16 protein-coding genes are annotated in these 18,527 nt (G+C 74.3%); 9 read left to right on the top strand and 7 right to left on the bottom strand.

The window, feature by feature from the left end; translation table 11 throughout:
• Positions 1 to 25 precede the first annotated feature (25 nt).
• Both J7E94_RS23480 and J7E94_RS23475 read left to right on the top strand, forming a co-directional pair.
• Positions 26 to 1,444, top strand: a complete 1,419-nt coding sequence (locus J7E94_RS23480) for an NAD(P)/FAD-dependent oxidoreductase (RefSeq protein ID WP_215018598.1) — start codon at positions 26 to 28, stop codon at positions 1,442 to 1,444.
• Positions 1,444 to 1,965 (top strand): O-acetyl-ADP-ribose deacetylase, encoded by a 522-nt coding sequence (locus tag J7E94_RS23475; protein ID WP_215018596.1) that lies wholly within the window; start codon positions 1,444 to 1,446, stop codon positions 1,963 to 1,965. Before J7E94_RS23480 ends, J7E94_RS23475 begins: the two co-directional genes overlap by 1 nt.
• On the opposite strand, the gene J7E94_RS23470 is transcribed toward J7E94_RS23475, so the two are convergent.
• Genes J7E94_RS23470 through J7E94_RS23460 form a run of 3 tightly spaced genes read right to left on the bottom strand, consistent with a single transcriptional unit; the run spans position 1,962 to position 5,199 of the window.
• Positions 1,962 to 2,738 (bottom strand): ABC transporter permease, encoded by a 777-nt coding sequence (locus J7E94_RS23470; protein WP_215018594.1) that lies wholly within the window; start codon positions 2,736 to 2,738, stop codon positions 1,962 to 1,964. The genes J7E94_RS23475 and J7E94_RS23470 overlap by 4 nt on opposite strands.
• Positions 2,735 to 4,261: an ABC transporter permease subunit gene (locus J7E94_RS23465; RefSeq protein WP_215018592.1), complete on the bottom strand. Its 1,527-nt coding sequence runs from the start codon at positions 4,259 to 4,261 to the stop codon at positions 2,735 to 2,737. The genes J7E94_RS23470 and J7E94_RS23465 overlap by 4 nt, the downstream gene beginning before the upstream one ends.
• Positions 4,258 to 5,199: an ABC transporter ATP-binding protein gene (locus J7E94_RS23460; protein WP_215018590.1), complete on the bottom strand. Its 942-nt coding sequence runs from the start codon at positions 5,197 to 5,199 to the stop codon at positions 4,258 to 4,260. The genes J7E94_RS23465 and J7E94_RS23460 overlap by 4 nt, the downstream gene beginning before the upstream one ends.
• Positions 5,200 to 5,320: 121 nt before the next feature.
• Between J7E94_RS23460 and J7E94_RS23455 the strand changes: the two genes are divergently transcribed.
• Both J7E94_RS23455 and J7E94_RS23450 read left to right on the top strand, forming a co-directional pair.
• A complete protein-coding gene (locus J7E94_RS23455; protein ID WP_215018588.1) occupies positions 5,321 to 6,502 on the top strand; it encodes a HAMP domain-containing sensor histidine kinase in 1,182 nt (393 codons plus the stop codon).
• The gene (locus tag J7E94_RS23450) at positions 6,499 to 7,164 is read left to right on the top strand and encodes a response regulator transcription factor (RefSeq protein ID WP_215018586.1); all 666 of its coding nucleotides are present in this window, start codon (positions 6,499 to 6,501) and stop codon (positions 7,162 to 7,164) included. Before J7E94_RS23455 ends, J7E94_RS23450 begins: the two co-directional genes overlap by 4 nt.
• On the opposite strand, the gene J7E94_RS23445 is transcribed toward J7E94_RS23450, so the two are convergent.
• On the bottom strand, positions 7,165 to 7,638 hold the full coding sequence (locus tag J7E94_RS23445) for an Lrp/AsnC family transcriptional regulator (protein WP_215018584.1): 474 nt from the start codon (positions 7,636 to 7,638) through the stop codon (positions 7,165 to 7,167).
• Positions 7,639 to 7,772: 134 nt separating this feature from the next.
• Between J7E94_RS23445 and J7E94_RS23440 the strand changes: the two genes are divergently transcribed.
• From J7E94_RS23440 to J7E94_RS23430, 3 genes are all read left to right on the top strand, one after another.
• Complete coding sequence (locus tag J7E94_RS23440; RefSeq protein ID WP_251057106.1) at positions 7,773 to 8,768, top strand: DMT family transporter; 996 nt, start codon at positions 7,773 to 7,775, stop codon at positions 8,766 to 8,768.
• A complete protein-coding gene (locus J7E94_RS23435) occupies positions 8,761 to 10,050 on the top strand; it encodes an aromatic amino acid transaminase (protein ID WP_215018582.1) in 1,290 nt (429 codons plus the stop codon). Before J7E94_RS23440 ends, J7E94_RS23435 begins: the two co-directional genes overlap by 8 nt.
• A 274-nt stretch (positions 10,051 to 10,324) precedes the next feature.
• Complete coding sequence (locus J7E94_RS23430) at positions 10,325 to 12,391, top strand: SpoIIE family protein phosphatase (protein ID WP_215018579.1); 2,067 nt, start codon at positions 10,325 to 10,327, stop codon at positions 12,389 to 12,391.
• Between the two features lie 139 nt (positions 12,392 to 12,530).
• On the opposite strand, the gene J7E94_RS23425 is transcribed toward J7E94_RS23430, so the two are convergent.
• Both J7E94_RS23425 and J7E94_RS23420 read right to left on the bottom strand, forming a co-directional pair.
• Positions 12,531 to 15,323 carry a SpoIIE family protein phosphatase gene (locus J7E94_RS23425; RefSeq protein WP_215018576.1) on the bottom strand — a complete coding sequence of 931 codons (2,793 nt, stop codon included), beginning with the start codon at positions 15,321 to 15,323 and terminating at the stop codon, positions 12,531 to 12,533.
• Positions 15,324 to 15,584: 261 nt separating this feature from the next.
• The gene (locus J7E94_RS23420) at positions 15,585 to 16,733 is read right to left on the bottom strand and encodes a glycerate kinase (RefSeq protein WP_215018574.1); all 1,149 of its coding nucleotides are present in this window, start codon (positions 16,731 to 16,733) and stop codon (positions 15,585 to 15,587) included.
• Between the two features lie 300 nt (positions 16,734 to 17,033).
• Between J7E94_RS23420 and J7E94_RS23415 the strand changes: the two genes are divergently transcribed.
• Positions 17,034 to 17,534: an NUDIX hydrolase gene (locus J7E94_RS23415; RefSeq protein WP_215018572.1), complete on the top strand. Its 501-nt coding sequence runs from the start codon at positions 17,034 to 17,036 to the stop codon at positions 17,532 to 17,534.
• A 49-nt stretch (positions 17,535 to 17,583) separates the two neighbouring features.
• Entirely contained in the window at positions 17,584 to 18,012 is a 429-nt protein-coding gene (locus J7E94_RS23410; protein WP_215018570.1) for a hypothetical protein, read from the top strand.
• On the opposite strand, the gene J7E94_RS23405 is transcribed toward J7E94_RS23410, so the two are convergent.
• The gene (locus J7E94_RS23405) at positions 17,955 to 18,515 is read right to left on the bottom strand and encodes a methylated-DNA--[protein]-cysteine S-methyltransferase (protein ID WP_215018568.1); all 561 of its coding nucleotides are present in this window, start codon (positions 18,513 to 18,515) and stop codon (positions 17,955 to 17,957) included. The genes J7E94_RS23410 and J7E94_RS23405 overlap by 58 nt on opposite strands.
• Positions 18,516 to 18,527: the final 12 nt, after the last annotated feature.

Raw genomic sequence — 18,527 nt, 5'->3', positions numbered from 1 at the left:
GCGCCGCCGGACGAAGGAGTCGCAAGTGCCGTCGATTCTCGATGCGGTCGTGGTGGGGGCGGGGCCCAACGGGCTGACGGCCGCCGTCGAACTGGCCCGGCGCGGCCTCTCGGTGGCCGTCTTCGAAGCCGCCGACACGATCGGCGGCGGAGCCCGGACCGAGGAGCTGACCCTGCCCGGCTTCCGGCACGACCCCTGCTCGGCGGTGCACCCGCTCGGCATCGGCTCGCCGGTCTTCGCCACCATGCCGCTGAAGCGGTACGGGCTGGAGTGGCTGCACGCCCCGCTCCCGATGGCGCACCCCTTCGACGACGGCACGGCCGCCGTCCTCTCCCGCTCGGTCGCGGAGACGGCGGCGTCCTTCGGCCCCCGGGACGCGGGCACCTACCGGCGGCTCGTCGCGCCGTTCCTCGGCAAATGGGACACCCTGGCCCGGGACTTCATGTCCCTGCCGAGCACCGCGCTGCCCCGCGACCCGCTCACCCTCGCCCGCTTCGGGCTGGCCGGACTGCCCCCCTCCACCTGGCTCCTGCGCCGTTTCCGCGACGAGCGGGCGCGCGCCCTGTTCGCCGGGCTCGTGGCGCACGTCATCGCCCCGCTCGGCGGGATCGCCACCGGCGCCGTCGGCCTGGTCTTCGCCCTGGCCGCGCACGCGAACGGCTGGCCGATGCCGCGCGGCGGCTCGCAGGCCGTCCCCGACGCCCTCGCCGCGTACCTGCGCGACCTCGGCGGCACCGTCCACACCGGCTTCGAGGTCAAACGGCTCGACGACCTCCCTCCCGCCCGCACCTACGTCTTCGACACCTCGCCGACGGCGCTGGCCCGGATCGCCCGCCTGGGGCGCGCCTACGACGGCTACCGGTACGGCGCCTCCGTGTTCAAGATCGACTACGCCCTGGACGGACCCGTCCCGTGGACCGCCGAGGAGCCCCGCCGGGCCGGCACCGTCCAGATCGGCCCCCTCGCCCGCGACATCGACGCCGCCCTCCAGCTCGCCTCGGGCGGCCGCGCCCCGCGCAACCCCTTCCTCATCACCGCGCAGCCCAGCCTCGCCGACCCCGGCCGCGCACCCGCGGGCAAGCACGTGTTCTGGGCGTACGGCCATGTCCCCGCCGGCTGGGACGGAGACCTCACCGACGCCGTCGAACGCCAACTGGAGCGCTTCGCACCGGGCTTCCGCGACCTGGTCCTGGCCCGCGCCACCGCCGGTCCGCCCGAACTCGCCGCCCGCAACCCCAACTACGTCGGCGGGGACATCGCCTGCGGCGCCGCCTCGGGACTCCAGCTCCTGCTGCGCCCGAGGATCTCCCTCTTTCCGTACGCCACGGCCCACCCGGCCGTCTTCATCTGCTCCTCGGCGACCCCGCCCGGACCGGGCGTCCACGGCATGTCCGGGCACAACGCGGCCAAGGCGGTCTGGCGCCACCTGCGAAAGGACTCCTGATGGTCCGCATCACCCTGGTCCGCGGCGACATCACCGCCGAGAAGGCCGACGCGATCGTCAACGCCGCGAACTCCTCGCTGCTCGGCGGCGGCGGGGTCGACGGCGCCATCCACCGGCGCGGCGGCCCGGAGATCCTCGCCGCCTGCGAGGACCTGCGCCGCTCGCACTACGGCAAGGGCCTGCCCACGGGCCGGGCCGTCGCCACCACGGCCGGCCGCCTGCCCGCCGCGCACGTCATCCACACCGTCGGCCCGGTCTGGTCCCGCGAGGAGGACCGCTCGGAGCTCCTCGCCTCCTGCTACCGCGCATCCCTGCGGGTCGCCGACGAGTTGGGAGCCCGTACGGTCGCCTTCCCCGCGATCTCCACCGGCATCTACGGGTGGCCCATGGACGACGGGGCGCGGATCGCGGTGCAGACCGTACGGGAGGCCCGGACCGAGGTGGAGGAGGTCCGGTTCGTCCTCTTCGACGAGAAGGCCTACGCGGCTTTCGCCGGGCAGGTCGCCGGCGCGGGGGGCTAGGCGTCGCGCCGGCGCAGCACGAGCCCGCCGGTGAGCAGGGCCGCGGCCGCCCACGCGGCGAGTACGCCCAGGCCGGCCCAGGGGCCGATGACCAGCCGGTCCAGGCCGGTGGTGGACTGCACGGCGAGCCCGGCGCTCATCGGCGCGACCTGCGCCAGGCGGCGCTGCCACTCCGGGTCGCCCACCACGTGCGCGACGACCGGGAAGAGGTACAGCAGCCCGAGGACGGTGCCGACGGCGGTCGCGGCCTCCCGGACCGCCGCCGCGACGCCGAGGCTGAGCAGGGCGATCAGGGCGAGGTAGAGGACCGACCCCGCGGCGGCGCGCAGGGTCGCCCCGTCCGCCAGGGACAGCGGCGGGTAGCCGTGGGCCGCGGTGAAGCCGTTGCCCGGCAGGATGAGGCGCCCGGCAAGAAGGGAGCCGAGGACGGCGACGGTCCCGGCGGCCGACACCACCGCGGTGAGCACCGCGGCCTTCGCGGTCAGGACGCCGATCCGGTGCGGCACGGCCGTGAGGGTGGTGCGCATCATGCCGGTGCCGTACTCCCCGCTGACCGCCAGCACGGCGGCGATGGCGACGACCGCCTGGCCGAGCGTGACGCCGGTGAGGGCGACCCGCACGCCGTCCTCACCACACCCCGCGTCGGGGCAGATCACCGCCCGGGACGTCCCGGCACCCAGCGCCACGGTCAGCGCGATCGCCAGGAGCAGCAGCGCGCCCGTTCCCCCGGCGGTGCGCAGCTTGGTCCACTCGGCGTGCAGTACGTGCCTCATGCGTCCCTCCCGCGGAGTCGTACGAGCGCCAGGCCGCCGACGAGCGCCGCATACCCGCAGAGCACCGCGAGACCGCCCCAAGGCGGCAGCGGGTGGTAGCCGGTCGAGGGCTCGTAGACGCTGACGACCTGCGCGTAGCGGGGGAGCGTCTGCTGGACGGCGAAACCGGCGGCCGGGGTCACCCGCAGCAGCCACTCCGAGGCGCCCGCGGGCAGCACCGAGGCAGTGGCGAGCACGTAGGGCAGCACCAGCGACGCGACGACCAGGGCGACCGCCGGGGCGCTGCGCCGCAGCAGGGCGCCGACGCACAGGGCGAGCACGGCGGTGACGGCGAACAGCAGGGCGGTGCCCACCACGACGCGCAGTTCCGTGGCGGTGGAGACCGGGAAGACCCGGAAGCCCCGGCCCCGCGCGCCCTGTTCACCGAGCGGGATCGTGACGGCGGCGGCGACCAGCCCGGCGGCGAAGGCGGCGGACCCTGCCACGGAGGCCTTGGCGGCGAGTACCCGGCCGCGCCCGGGGTGGGCGGCCAGGGTGGTGCGGATCAGCCCGCGCCGGTACTCGGCGGTGATGAAGACCGTGCCCAGGGAGATCACCACGATCAGCCCGGCGAACGCGCCGACGAGGAAGTTCTCCAGGGAGTAGGCGTTGCCCATGGCGGGTCCGCCCACCACCGGGGCGATGTCCCCAGCCCCGGTCACGCTGAGCGTGGAGCCGGACTCGGTGAATCCGCCCTTCGTGGTGTTCGTGTAGCTGCCGGAGGTGCCGGCGTCGTCGCCGACCGGTGTGCCGGTCCAGCTCCCGCCGGACCAGTCGCCCCGGAGGTCGGGGCGGCCGAAGGTGCCGGTCGCCACGGCGGGGCTGAAGCCCGTGCCGACCGCCGTCTCGTCCTTGGCCTGGGGGGTCGTCACGAACAGCCCCGCCTGCACGGTCGCCGGCAGCCCGGACAGGTCGGCGGCGCCGACCCGGCTCCAGCCCGCGCCGTCCACCGACGCGTAGCCGGTGAGGGTGGAGCCCGACCGGACCAGCCGCAGCCAGCGCGGGGACCGTTCGGACACCCCGCCGGGGACGCCGGCCGTGTCGTGGGTGTAGTCGTACTGCATGCGCACCCCGTGGCCGCCGGTGACCATGACCGCGGCGTACGAAGACCCCTGCTCCAGGCTCGCCTTGACGATGATCCCGGCCTTAGCCCAGGGCGGGACGCCCCCGGCCGTCCTCCCGGGAGCGGTGTCGAGCACCCCGGCGAGCGCGGTCACCGGAACCGTGATGCTGCCGTCGCCCTCCAGCGTCCGGTGGACGAAGTAGAAGCTGTCGTTGACGGCCTCGCCGCCGGGGCCCAGGGGGAAGCCGTCGCCCTGGCCGGAGGAGCTTTGGCCGGGAGGCTCCGGGGCGGCCGTGCCGAGGAGCCCGACCACCACCGTCACCAGGGCCGCGGCGGCCATGCCGAGCACCCAGCCGCGTACCGTACGGAGCTTGGTCCACTCCGCGTGCAGCAGCCGGGCGAAGCCGGCCGAGGCCCTCATGCCGTCTCCCCGGCCGGCACCCCGCGGTACTCCACCGCGTCCCGGGTGAGCTCCATGTAGGCCTCCTCCAGCGTCGCGCGATGCGCCGACACGTGGGAGAACGGCACCGCGCTCCCGGTGAGCGCGGCCACGATCCCCTCGTCGGCCAGCCCCGAGACACTGAGCGCGTCGTGCCCCATCGCCCGCACCACCGCTCCGGCGGCCTGCAGTACGGACGTCGCCCGCAGGAGCGCCGTCGTCCGTACCGTGACCCGGTCGCCGGAGGCGGCCGCCAGCAGCTCCCGTACGCCGGTGTCCGCGACGACCTTCCCGCGGCCGACCACCACCAGATGGTCGGCGGTGTCCTGGAGCTCGCCCATCAGATGGGTGGAGACGAGCACGGCGCGGCCCTGCCGGGCCAGCGAGGAGAGGAAGCCGCGCATCCAGACGATGCCGTCAGGGTCCAGCCCGTTGAACGGCTCGTCCAGCATGAGGACCGGCGGGTCGCCGAGCAGCGCCGCGGCGATCCCGAGCCGCTGCCGCATGCCCAGCGAGAAGCCGCCCGCCTTCCTCCGGGCGGCCTTGCCCAGCCCGGCCTGCTCGATGACCGAGTCCACCCGCCGGGCGGGCAGACCCTGGGAGTGGGCCAGCCACAGCAGGTGGTTGCGGGCGGTGCGGCCCGGCTGCAGCGCCGAGGCGTCGAGCAGCGCCCCGAGGTGTTTCAGCGGATGGCGCAGGTCCCGGTACGGTCGCCCGCAGACCAGGGCCCGGCCCCCGTCGGGGGCGTCCAGGCCCAGGATCACCCGCATCGTGGTGGACTTCCCGGCGCCGTTGGGGCCGACGAAGCCGGTCACCTGCCCCGGCCGGACGGTGAAGGCCATCCCGTCCAGCGCCACTTGCGGTCCGAAGCGTTTGCGCAGGCCGACGACCTCGATGGTCGCCCTCGATTCATCGTTCATGGCCCTACCCTGCGGCGGAGGCCATGACACCGGCCGAACGGGCGCTGTCATGCCGCTGTTAGGCCCCTGCGCATACCCTGGGGACCGGATCCGGACCGGGCGCCGAGGGAGGACCAGGACGATGAAGTGGGCTCCTCCCCGTCGGCTCGGCACCGTGCGGGCGCGCTTCACCGCCTTGTACGCCGGCCTCTTCCTGCTCTCCGGAACCGCCCTGCTCCTCATCGCCGCGGCCGTGGCCTCCGGCAGCAGGGCCAGCCGGGCCGTGCCGGGCACCGCCCCGGAACAACCCGGAACACCCGCGCGGGCGCAGGCCCGTATCGAGGAGCTGGAGCAGCAGCTGGCGCGGGTCCAGGAGTCACAGTCCGCGCAGATCCTGCTGGGCTCGGCCGTCGCGCTGGCCGTCATGGCGGTGGTGTCGCTCGTCCTGGGCTGGTTCGTCGCCGGGCGGGTGCTGCGCCCGCTGCGGACGGTGACCGAGGCGACCCGCCGCATCTCCGCCGACAACCTGCACGAGCGGCTCGCCGTCCCCGGCCCCGGCGACGAGGTGAAGGACCTCGCCGACACCATCGACGGACTGCTGGAGCGGCTGGAGGGCTCCTTCGCCGCCCAGCGCCGTTTCGTGGCCAACGCCTCCCACGAACTGCGCACCCCGCTGGCCACCATGCGGGCCGCCGTGGACGTGGCCGTCGCCAAGCCCGGTCCCGTACCCGAGCAGACGCTCGCGCTTGCGGGCCGGATGCGGGGCGAGCTCGATCAGGTCGACCGGCTGCTGGAGGGCTTCCTCGTGCTCGCCCGCAGCCGGCACGGCGATTTCACCGATGCCGCGCGCGTCCCCTTGGAGGAGGTCGTGTCCGCCTCGTTGGGCGCGCGGGCGCCGGACATCGCCGCCAAGGAGCTCACCGTGCGCCGTACGGATGCGGACGGCCGCGCGCAGGTGTGGGCCAGCCGGAGCCTGCTGCGCCGCCTGGTCGACAACCTGGTCGACAACGCGATCACGCACAACGACACCGGGGGCCGGATCGGCGTCTCCACCCGGGCGGGCGGCGATACGGTGCGGCTGGCCGTCGAGACCGGTGGGCCGGTGCTGGACCCGGGGCAGGTCGCGGAGCTGGCCCAGCCGTTCCGGCGGCTGGGCGCGGACCGGACCGGGCGGGGCCGCGGGTCCGGGCTCGGCCTCTCCATCGTCGCGGCCGTCGCAGAGGCGCACGGCGGCACGCTGGAGCTGAGGGCGCGCCCCGAGGGCGGCCTACGGGTCACCGTCACCCTGCCAGGGGCCGACCGAGCCGACGGAGCGGCGGCATGAGGGTGCTGGTGGTCGAGGACGCGCGCTCCCTCGCTGACATCCTCGTCGAGGGGCTGCGCGACCAGGGCATGGCCGTGGACGTCGCCTACGACGGGCTGGAGGCCGCGGCGAAGCTCGACGCCACTGCCTACGACGTGGTCGTCCTCGACCGCGACCTGCCGGGCATCCACGGCGACACCCTCTGCCGGATGATCACCTCGCGGGACGACCGCGTCATGGTCCTGATGCTGACCGCGGCCGACGCGCCCGGCGACCGGGTCGGCGGGCTGCTCCTGGGCGCCGACGACTACCTCGCCAAGCCGTTCCATTTTCCCGAACTCGTCCTGCGCATCCGCTCCCTGGCCCGGCGCCGGCCTGCCGTGCGGGCGCGCGTCCTGCGCGCAGCCGGGATCGAACTCGATCCGCTGCGCCGCACGGTCACCCGCGACGGGCGGCAGCTCGACCTCTCGGTGAAGGAGTTCTCCCTGCTCGAAGCCCTGATGGACGCGAGCCCGGCGTTCCGTAGCGCGGAGGCGCTGCTCGAACAGGTCTGGGACGAGCACGCCGATCCCTTCACCAACACCGTCGCGGTGACCATCGGCCGCCTCCGCCGCAAACTCGGTGACCCGCAGGTCATCACCACCACCCCGGGAGTGGGCTACCGCGTCGTCGACGGTCCGTGATCAACGGGCCCTGCCCGGTGCCGGGCGGGGGTACGTCCTGGACTGCTTGACGCTGCCGAAGGCGAAGCTCGACTCGATCGAGGCGATGCCGGGAATGGCGTGGATCCGGTGGCGCACCAGGGCCTCGTACGCCTCCAGGTCCTCGATGACGACGCGGAGCAGGTAGTCGCTGCTGCCCGCCATCAGGTAGCAGTCCTGGATGTGCTCGATGACCGCGACGTGCTCTTCGAAGAGCCGGACCGCCTCCGCCGTGTGCCGCTCCAGCCGGATCCGGACGAAGACGGTGACCGGCAGTCCGAAGGCGACCTGGTCGACCATGGCCGTGTAGCCGCGGATGAGGCCCGCCTCCTCCAGGCGCCGGACCCGGCGCAGGCAGGGGGACGGGGAGAGCCGGACCCGGTCGGCGAGGTCCTGGTTGGTCAGGCGTCCGTCGGCCTGCAATTCCCGGATGATCTGCAGATCGACTGCGTCCATGGCCACTCCTTGGCAGATTCTGCCCCAAACGTATGTCCGAGCGGCAGAACTGGCAATCGGCTGCCCCGCCCGAAGCCCTAGCGTTGCCAGTGACGGACCAGACCGGTTCCGTTTCAGAGGCTGGAGCACTTCCCTTGGTCGCGACGAACACCTCCACAGCGGCCGCGCCTCCCGATGCGGCGGGCCCGCGCGCCGGACACCCCGGCCGGCGCGGGCTCTCCCCACAGGCCCGGGGCACCCTGGCGCTGCTCGTGACCGTGTCGATCTGGGCCGCCTTCGCGCTCAGCGCCCGCGCCCTGAGCGCCTCCACCCTGCTGCCCGCCGACGCGGCCCTGCTGCGGTTCGGTGTCCCGCTGGTCGTCCTGCTGCCCGCGCTGTGGCGCCGTCGCCGGCGCATCGCCGCAGTGCGGCCGGGCCCCGCAGCCAAGATCATCTGCGGGGCGGGGGTGCCGTTCTTCCTGGCCGCGATGCACGGCGGCGCCCTCACCTCGGCCGCCTTCGTCGGCTCGATCGTCCCCGGCATGGTCCCGCTCTTCGTCTCCGCGCTCATGGTCGCTCGCGGCCACCGCGCCCCGCGGGGAACACAGGCGGCGGGGCTCGCGCTGATCGCCGTCGGCGTGGCCGCCCTCGTCTGGCGCTACGTCGTCCCGGTGGACACCGGCGTCCTGGCGGGCGCGGGCACGCTCCTGGTGGCCAGCGGCCTGTGGGCCCTGTACACGGTGGGCCTGCGCGATGTGGACCTCGATCCGGTCGGATCCATCGGACTGCTCTGCCTGCCCTCCTTCGCGGTGATCGGGCTCCTAGTCCTGACCGGGGTGCTTCCCACCGGTCTCGCCCACGCGGCGGGCGCCGACATCGTCCTCTTCCTCGTGGTGCAGGGGCTGGGGGTCGGGCTGTGCGCCGGCCTGCTGTACGCCTACGCCATCCGCCGGCTGGGCGCCGAGCGCAGCGCCGTCGTCGGCAGCCTGAGCCCCGTGGCCGTGGTGCTGCTCGCCATCCCCCTGCTCGACGAGTCGCCCGCCCTCGCCGTCCTCGTCGGCGTACCCCTCATCACCGCCGGCGTGGTCCTCGCCAACCGCCGTCCCTCCGTCCGCCCCCACCCCCGCCCCGAGGTTCCCGCAGATGCTTGAGCTCCTCCCGCCGCCCCCCACCGACCCGCTGTGGGACCTGACCGCCGAGTTCGCGGCCGACGAGCGGCCCGAGCGCCTGAACCTCGTCCTCGGCGTCTACCGCGACGCCGCGGGCCGCACGCCCGTCATGGCCGCCGTGCGCGAGGCGGAGATCCGTCTGGCGGAGCGCTCCGCGTCCAAGGAGTACCGGGGCCTGTCCGGCAACACCGCCTTCAACCGCGCCCTGGTGGAGATGGTCCTGGGCTCCGAGGGGTCCGGCGGCCCCGCCGGCCGGGCCGCGGCGGTCCAGACCGTCGCGGGCTCCGGCGCGCTGCGGCTGCTGGCGGACCTGGTCTGCCGGACCCGCCCCGGCACCACGGTCTGGATCAGCGACCCGGCCTACGTCAACCACCGCCCCATCCTGGAGGCCGCCGGGCTGCGGGTGCGCCCGTACGGGTGGGTCGACGCGGACGGCGGCTTCGACGCGGCCGGAGTGCTGCGCGAGCTGAGCGGCGTGCGGCGGGACGACGTCGTGCTGCTCCAAGGCTGCTGCCACAACCCCACGGGTGTCGACCCGTCGCCGCAGGACTGGGCGGCGCTGGCCGAACTGGCCGTCCGGGACGGCTGGGTGCCCTTCGTCGACCTCGCCTACCACGGGCTCGGCGGCGGCCTGGAAGCCGACCTGGCGGCCACCCGCATGCTGGCCGCTCGCGTCCCGGAGATGCTCATAGCCGTCAGCTGCTCGAAGAACTTCGGCCTCTACAGCGACCGCACCGGCTGCGCGATCGTCCTCGGCGCGTCGGGGCAGGCCGTGCGGCACGCCGAGACGACCCTCCAGAACGCCGCCCGGACGCTCTACTCGATGCCGCCCGAGCACGGCGCGGCCGTCGTGACGACGATCCTGGAGGACGAGCGGCTGAGCGCCCTGTGGCGGGCGGAACTGGATGTCATGCGCGGCCGCATCGCGGCCAACCGCACCGACCTGACCGCGCACTTGAGCGCCCTGGGCTGCGAGGTGCAGGCGCGGTCGCTCGCGCGGCAGAAGGGAATGTTCTCGATGCTGCCGCTTTCGGCCGAGCAGATGCTCCGGCTGCGCAGGCAGTTCGCGATCTACGGCACGACCTCGGGGCGGATCAACATCGCGGGGATCCCGGCGCACCGCATCCCGTTCCTCGCGCAGGGCATCGCGGCGGTCCTCGGTACGGGTTCGGGCGCGAGTGCCGACGCGGTTGCGGCTGCCGGTGCGGATACGGGCGACGGGGCCCGGGCACGACAGTCCCCGGCAGTCTCGTCGATGCCATGAGCCATCCGCCGTCGCCGATGGCTCCCGTGGTTCGCACGTACTGCCGGGGGCCTGGCCAGAGCCTGGAACAGGGTCACGCGGGCCTCTGGACGTCTCCGGAGGGAGGTGCGGCTCTTTCCGGTATTCCGGTGTATTGATGAGTTTCCTCCCTATTTCTCCGGAGTCAAGAGCCGGATTCGAGCAGGTTGCGGCGGCGCCGGACGGAGAGCCCCGCGCCGATGCCTCGGATAGGGTGAATCGGTAGGAATCGGGCCCCCCGGGTGAGGTCGGTGCATTGGACACGTACCAGTCGACGAGCGAGGTCCCGGATCCGCCGGTGGCGGCTGTCGGCTACGCGGGCGTGCTCCGCGAGCTGCTGCCCATCGCCCTGTGGCGGGAGGACGCGGACGGCCGCGTCGTAGAGTGGTCGCTCGCCGCCCAGGACCTGCTCGGACACCGCCCGGAGGACATCCTCGGCCGCCCCGGCACCGCCGTCCTCGTCCCCGAGGCCAACCGCGAGCTCGCCGACCAGCTGACCCGCCGCGTCCAGGCGGGCGAGACCGTCGTCGGCACCCTGCCCGTGCGCCACCGCGACGGCCACCGCGTCGCGATGGAGATGTGGATCGTCCCCGCCGCCGACCCGCAGGGCCGCAGAGGGGCCATGCTCATCGCCGTGGAGACCTCCGAGGTGCTCCACATGCGGGACTCCCTCGCCGCCCTCCAGAGCCTCTTCACCCAGTCGCCCATCGGCCTCGGCACCCTCGGCCCCGACCTGCGATTCCTGCGGGTCAACGACGCCCTGGCCCATATGAACGGGGTCTCCGCCGCCGAACACCTCGGCCGACGGCTCACCGAGGTGGTGCCCGGGGTCAACGCCACCGCGCTGGAGGCGATGATGCAGCAGGTGCTCGACCGGGGCACGGCCGTCGTCGACGTCCGGCGCACCGGGCGCACCCCCGCCGACCCCGAGCACGACCGGACCTGGTCCTGCTCGTACGCCCCGCTGCTCGACGGCTCCGGGCGCCGCCTCGGCCTGATCGCCTCCCTCATCGACATCACCGAGGGCCAGCGGGCCCAGGCCGACGCCGAACGGGCCCGCCACCGGTTCGCCCTGCTGGCGGAGGCGGGCACCCGCATCGGCACCACCCTGGACCTGCGGCAGACCGCCCAGGAGATCGTGGACGTCCTGGTGCCGCAGCTCGCGGACTCGGCCGACGTACAGCTCCTCGAAGCGGTCCTCGGTCCTGACGAGGGCGCCGTCGCCGCCGCCTCCACACGCGGCCTCATGCGCCGGCTGGCGGCCGCCTTCCCCGACCCGGGCGCCCCCACCGCGAAACTCGTCGCCGGCCAGACCTTCCGGATCCCCGCGGACTCGGTCTACGAACAGGTCATCGCCGAGGGCCGGCCCATGAACCTCTACGCCTCCGACGTCCCGGCGCTGATCACGGACCCGCGCGCCGGGCCCCTGCGCGGCTACCTCGCCACCCTGGGCTCAGCGCGCCTGGTCCCGCTGGTCGCGCGCGGCACCGTACTCGGCGCGGTCGCCGTCACCCGGGTCCGCGACCGCGAGCCCTTCGACGAGGAGGACCGCGTCCTCATCGACGAACTGGTCGCCCGCGCCGCCCTCAACATCGACAACGCCCGGATGTACACCCGGCAGCGGCAGGCCGCCCTCACCCTCCAGCGCAGCCTCACCAACAGCGCGCTGCCCGAGGTCACCGGCCTCGAACTCACCGGGCGCTACCTGCCGGCCAGCGACCACGACGTCGGCGGGGACTGGTTCGACGTCATACAGCTGCCCGGCGGCCGGACCGGGCTGGTCATCGGGGACGTCATGGGCCACGGGGTCCACGCGGCGGCCGTCATGGGACAGCTGCGCACGGCCGTACGGACCCTCGCGCGCCTCGACGTGCCCCCGGAGCGGATGCTCCGCTCGCTCGACGCGGTGGTGGCCGACCTGGGCGAGGACGAGATGGCCACCTGCGTCTACGCCGTCCACGACCCGGCCACGGGCGGCTGCGTGATCGCCCGCGCCGGCCACCCGCCGCCGGCCGTGGCCGCGGCCGACGGCACCATCACCTTCCTCGACGGCCCGCCCGGAACCCCGCTCGGCACCGGCGGGCAGGACTTCCGCACCGAGGAGGTGCCGCTGCCCCCGGGAAGCCTGCTCGTGCTCTACACCGACGGCCTCATCGAGGCCCGGGACCGGGACCTCGACGAGGGCATGGACCGGCTGGCGCAGGCGCTGCGCGGGGTGCGGCAGCCGCTGGAGGAGCTGTGCGACGGGATCCTGGAGAGCCTGCTGCCGCGTGCTCCGCAGGACGACGTGGCGGTCCTGCTGGCCCGGACCCTGCCCGTGTGACCTTGCCCGTGTGACCTTGCCCGTGTGACCTTGCCCGTGTGACCCGGCCCGTGTGACCTGTCCCGTGTGACCAGACGCGTGTGTGACCCGTCCCGTGTGTGACCCGTACGCCCACGGCCGGGGCCGTGCGGCGACCGGCTCACCAGGCCAGGTCCTCCAGCTCGTCCAAGTCCAGCGGAACCCGCGCCGGCGGCTCGGCGCCCCCGGTCAGCGGCAGCTCCGCCCAGATGACCTTGCCGCGCTCCGTGTAGCGGGTGCCCCACCGTTCGGAGTACTGCGCGACGAGGAACAGCCCGCGGCCGCCCTCGTCGGTGGTGGCCGCGTACCGCAGGTGCGGGGCGGTGCTGCTGCCGTCGGAGACCTCGCAGATCAGGCTGCGGTCGCGCAGCAGCCGTACACGGACGGGCGCGCTCCCGTACCGGATGGCGTTGGTGATCAGCTCGCTGAGGATCAGCTCGGTGGTGAAGGAGATGTCCTCCAGACCCCAGGCCATCAGCTGTGCGGCCCCGGCGTTGCGCACCCGCGACACGGCCGAGGGGTCGCCCGGCACCTCCCACTCCGCGATCCGGTCCCGCTCCAGCAGCCGGGTGTCGGCGATCAGCAGGGCGATGTCGTCGCTCTGCACCGGGTACAGCAGCGAGGCGAGCACGTCCGCGCAGGCCTGTTCGGGGCTGCGGCCGGGCCGGGACAAGGTCTCGGCGAGCAGGGTCACGCCGGCGTCGTAGTCCCGGTGGCGGTCCTCCACCAGGCCGTCGGTGAACAGCACGAGGCGGCTCCCCTCGGGCAGCTGGAGCTCGGTGGCCTCGAAGGGCATGCCGCCCACGCCCAGCGGGAGCCCGGCCGGCAGCTCGGGGAACTCCACCACCCCGCCCTCGCTGACCAGCGCCGGCCCGGGGTGCCCGGCGCTGGCCATCACGCACCGCCCGGACACCGGGTCGTAGACCGCGTACAGGCAGGTGGCGCCGGTGATCCCGGCGGCGCCGTCCACCCCGTCGGCGGCGCCCTCCTCGTCGCCGCCGCGGTCCCCGGTCTCGTCCTGGTCGATCCGGTTGATCAGCTCGTCCAGGTGCCCGAGCAGTTCGTCCGGCGGCAGGTCCAGGGTGGAGAAGTTGTGCACGGCGGTCCGCAGCCGCCCCATCGTGGCCGCGGCGTGCACCCCGTGCCCGACGACGTCGCCGACGACCAGCGCCACCCGCGCACCCGGCAGCGCGATCACGTCGAACCAGTCCCCTCCCACCCCCGCTTTCGCCGGCAGGTAGCGGAAGGCGACCTCCACGGCGGTCTGGTCGGGCAGCACCCGCGGCAGCAGGCTGCGCTGGAGGGCCACGGCCGTCGCGTGCTCGCGCGTGAAGCGCCGGGCGTTGTCGATGGAGACGGCCGCGCGCGCCCCCAGCTCCTCTGCGAAGGACAGGTCCTCCTCGTCGAAGGACTCCGGGGTGTCGGCGGCCCGCCAGAAGTTCGCCATGCCCAGCACCACGCCACGGGCCTGGAGCGGTACGGAGATCAGCGAGTGCAGCCCGTAGTCCAGGGCGACATGGGTCCCGCCGGCATCCTGGGCCCGCCAGCCCATCGCGGCGTGCAGGTCGGCCGCGAGCACCGCGTGCCCGGCGGCCAGGGCCGACGCCATCGGCGCCGTCGGCACCTCGAACCGGATGATGTCGCCGACCGGCTGGAGCGGGTGGTCGGTGCGGACAGCCGTCATGGCCGCCCGCCGCATCTCGCTGTACACGCCGTCGGCCGCCGAGGGCTCGTCGCCGCGCAGCACCGGATCCAGCAGCTCCACGGTGACGAAGTCGGCGAAGCGCGGCACGGCGACCTCCGACAGCTCCTCGGCGGTGCGGACCACGTCCAGGGTCGTCCCGATCCGCACGCCCGCGTCGTAGAGCATCTGGAGCCGCTCGCGGGCCACCTCGGCCCGGCCGGAGAGCGCGGCGAGCTCGGTGGTGTCGCGCAGGGTCATGACGGTGCCCGAGGGCTGGCCCGCGTACGGCTTGGTGGGGCGGACGTTGACCGCGAGCAGCCGGTCGCCCGCCAGGTGCACCTCGTCCGTCGCGGACCGGCCCGAGGCGAGCAGCTCGGCGGTGCGCGGGTCGAGGCCGAGATCGCCGACGTGCCGCTGTTCGGCGTCGGACGGCAGGTCGAGCAGCCGGCGGGCCTCGTCGTTGGCCAGGAGCAGCCGGCGGTCGGCGCCGATGATGAGCACGCCCTCGCGTACGGCGTGCAGGACGGCCTCGTGGTGTTCGTTCATGCGGGTCATCTCGGCGACGCCCCAGCCGTGGGTCTGGCGCCGCAGCCGCTTGCTGACCAGGGCCGCGCCGCCGGTGCCGAGCAGCAGGGCGCCGCCGGCGGCGCCGAGGAGCAGCGGGAACTGGTCCGCGACCGCGTCGGTGACGTTGACCACCTCGATGCCGGTGCCGACCAGGCCGACGACGGCGCCACTGGCGTCCCGTACGGGCACGACGGCCCGCACCGCGTCGCTCGGCTCGCCCCTGAAGCTCTCGGTGAACGACTCCCCGGCGGCGGCGCGGGCCAGGTCGCCGGTGGCCCGCTGGCCGATCAGCTCGGGCCGCGAGTCGGTGTACCGGATGCCGTCGGTGGTCATCACGGCGATGAAGTCGACGCCCGAGGCCCGCCGGGCGGCATCGGCCAGCGGCTGGAGCTTGGCGGTGGGGTCCGCCGACTTCAGCGCCGCGGGGAGGCCGGGGGCGTGCGCGAAGGCCTCGGCGGCAGCGAGCGAGCGGTTTCGCGCTTCGCGCGTGCTGTCGTAGCGGGCCTGGACCACCAGGGCCACGGCGGCCGCCGTGATCAGCAGCAGCACGATCACCGCCTGGAGGGCGAAGACCTGACCGGCGACACTGCGCAGCCCCTGGGACAGGCGCGCGCGCAGTCGCGGGCCCCATCCGGTCGGCTGACGATCAAATCGTCCGGTCATGAGCCATTTCTAACACTGTCCAGTGGGTTTGGGAGTGGCTGCCGGGGCGGCCGCCCGCGCTCCCGCTCCCTGGGGCGCCGCCCCCGCCCCCCGCCCCTCAAGCGCCGGCGGGGCTGGATGTGGCGCGGCTGGGTGCGTCCGCGCGGCTCAAGAACCGGGGCGCCGCCCCGCACCCCGGCAAGCGCGAGCCTCGGGGCAGCGGCGGGAACGGATGAGGCCCGGTACCCCCACGCGGGGTACCGGGCCTCAGGGTTGCCGGGGTCAGAGGACGTCGGCGGCGATGCCGGCCGCGACCCGCTCCAGCAGGGGACCCGCGTTCGGGATGGACTTGGCCGGGTCGGGCTCCAGGTCCGTCAGGGGGTACGCGTGGCGGATGCCGGCCGCCTCCAGGGCCTCCTGGCTCAGCAGCAGCCGCCCGCAGACCGCCACCACCGGCTTGCCCGCGGCGCGCGCGGCGGCCGCGACACCCGCCGGGGCCTTGCCGTGCAGCGTCTGCTCGTCCAGCGAGCCCTCACCGGTGATGACCAGCGTGGCCCGCTCCAGCGCCGGCGCGAAGCCCAGCACCTCCAGCATCAGCTCGATCCCGGGGCGGAACGTGGCACCGAGGAGCAGCGCCCCGTAGCCGATGCCGCCCGCGCCGCCCGCACCCGGCAGCACCGCGCACTCGGCGGCCTTCGGGCCGATCGACTTCTCCAGCACCACCGCGAAGTGCGCCAGCGCGGCGTCCAGCGTCGCCACGTCCTGGGGCGACGCCCCCTTCTGCGGGCCGTAGACCGCCGGGGCGCCCTTCGGGCCCGTCAGCGGGTTGTCCACGTCGCTCGCCAGCACGAACTCCACGTCCGCGAAGCGCGGGTCGATCCCGGACAGGTCCGCCGAGGCCAGGGACGCCAGTGCGCCGCCGCCCGGGCCGACCGGTTCACCGTCCGCATCGAGGAACACCGCGCCGAGCGCCGCCAGCATGCCCGCGCCGCCGTCCGTGGTGGCGCTGCCGCCCACGCCGAAGACGATCGAGCGCGCACCCGCGTCCAGCGCGGCCTTCAGCAGCTCGCCCGAGCCGTACGTGGTGGCCGTCAGCGGGGCGAAGGTGCCCGGCGGCAGCAGCTGCAGCCCGGAGGCCTCCGCCATCTCGACCACGGCGGTGCCGTCGCGCAGGGCGAAAGCGGCCGTGACCTGGTCGCCGAGGGGCCCGGTGACCCGTACCTCCCGGCGTTCGAAACCGGCCGCCACAGCGGCCGCGACCGTGCCGTCGCCGCCGTCCGCGACGGGGAGGGTCTCGATCTCCACGCCCGGTACGGCCTTGCGAAGGCCGGCCGTCACCCGCTCCGCGACCTGAACGGCCGTGAGCGAGCCCTTGAATTTGTCCGCGGCGATGAGCACGCGCGCGGTCTCAGTTACTGCTCCGTCCGTCACCTTGCTAATCCCTTGCTATCGAACAGTGCAGTCGCGCCCCCCTGAGCCTATCCGGAGGATCCTCCTATGCCCATGCGTGGCCTGGCACACACCGGACGCGGCATGCCCCTAAATGGGGATATACGCCTGCATAGTGTGGCCGCATGGTCGCGGATTCACTGGAACAGCCACGTCCGGATTCCCCCGGCGGGCCCCCGCCGTCGCCCCCCTACTCCTCGGGACCGCGAGGGCGGCCCCGCGGCCCCGGCGGCCCCGGCAATCCCGGCGGTTCCGACGCCTGACCCTCGGTAGGGTGGCCCGGTGACCACCACGGATGACTACGCCACGTACATCGCGAGCCTGCCCCGGGTGCTGGCCGGCGCGGCCGCCCTCTACCGGGACGCCGAGGGCCGGGTCCTGCTCGTCGAGCCCGACTACCGCGCGGGCTGGGCCCTGCCGGGCGGCACGATCGAGTCGGACCGGGGCGAGTCACCGCGTACGGCCGCCCGCCGCGAGAGCGCCGAGGAGATCGGCATCGACGTACCGCTCGGCCGGCTCCTCGCCGTCGACTGGACCCTCGACGCGGCCCGCCCGCCGCTCGTCGCCTACCTCTACGACGGCGGGGTGCTGGACGCCGAACAGCTCGCCTCCATCAGGCTCCAGGAGGAGGAGCTGATCTCCTGGCGGCTGGTCGAGCCCGCCGAACTCACCGCGTACCTCCCCGGAGCGCTCGGGCTGCGCACCCAAGAGGCCTACCGGGTCCTCCTGTCCGGAGAGGGAACCGCGGAGCTGGAGAACGGCCGGCGCCCGCCCTCCTCGTAAGATCCAGCCCGTAACACCGGGCTTACTCCGAGCAGGACAGAATCAGCTGATGATCACGATGTACGCCTGGCCCAGCACCGCCGACGGGCCTGACGCCCTGCCCATGGTCCACTTCACCACCGACCAGCAGGCGGGCGGCGAAGTCACCCCGGAGGGAACGCCGGTCTGGCTGTTCGACACCGCGATACGCGAGGGCGGCTGGGCCCGGTTCACCGATTTCGAGGGCTGGTCCGTGCCCGCCACCCAGTGGCAGGCCTTCTACCGCCGCGAGGACGACCTCCTCGCCGTCAGCGGCCCCGGCTCCTGCGAAGGCTGGTACCAGGGCAACCTCGGCGCCGATGCCGAATGGGTGGCGGCCGGCGCCGCCCAGCAGAGCGTGGTCCTGCTCGCCGCCCCCGTCCAGCACCCCTCGCTCTACAGCTACGCCGTCGAGGCGGGCGCCGCCTTCGCACTGCTCGTCCCGCTGCTCGTGGTGTAGGCCAGGCCCTGGATGCCGCTCCCGGACTCGAAGGCCAGCAGCTGCACCTTGCGCTCGACGCCGCCGCCGTAGCCGGTCATGCCGCCCGAGGCGCCGATCACCCGGTGGCAGGGCACGATGATCCCGATCGGGTTCTTCCCGTTCGCCAGACCCACCGCACGCGAGGCGTTCGGCTTGCCGAGCCTGGCCGCGAGCTGCCCGTACGACCACGTCTCGCCGTAGGGGATCCGTACCAGCTGGTCCCACACCCTGCGCTGGAAGTCGGTGCCCTCCAGCCGGAGCGGGAGGTCGAACGCGGTGAGCTCCCCGGCGAAGTACGCGGTCAGCTGCCGGGTCACCGCCGGGAAGGGCTCCTCGGTGGGCGCGACCCGCTCCCCGAAGGACTCCTCGGCCGGGCGGTGACGCTGCCCGGCCATGTAGAGGCCGCTGAGGACGCCGTCCGCGGACACCAGGGTGAGCGGGCCGTAGGGGCTGTCGACGACGGTGTGCTGCTTGACGCTCATTGCTGGTGCTCC

The sequence above is a fragment of the Streptomyces sp. ISL-94 genome, assembly GCF_018614075.1.
Classification (GTDB): Bacteria; Actinomycetota; Actinomycetes; order Streptomycetales; family Streptomycetaceae; genus Streptomyces.
The sequence above is the reverse complement of the archived record's forward strand: the minus strand, read 5'-3'. Positions and strand labels throughout refer to the sequence as shown.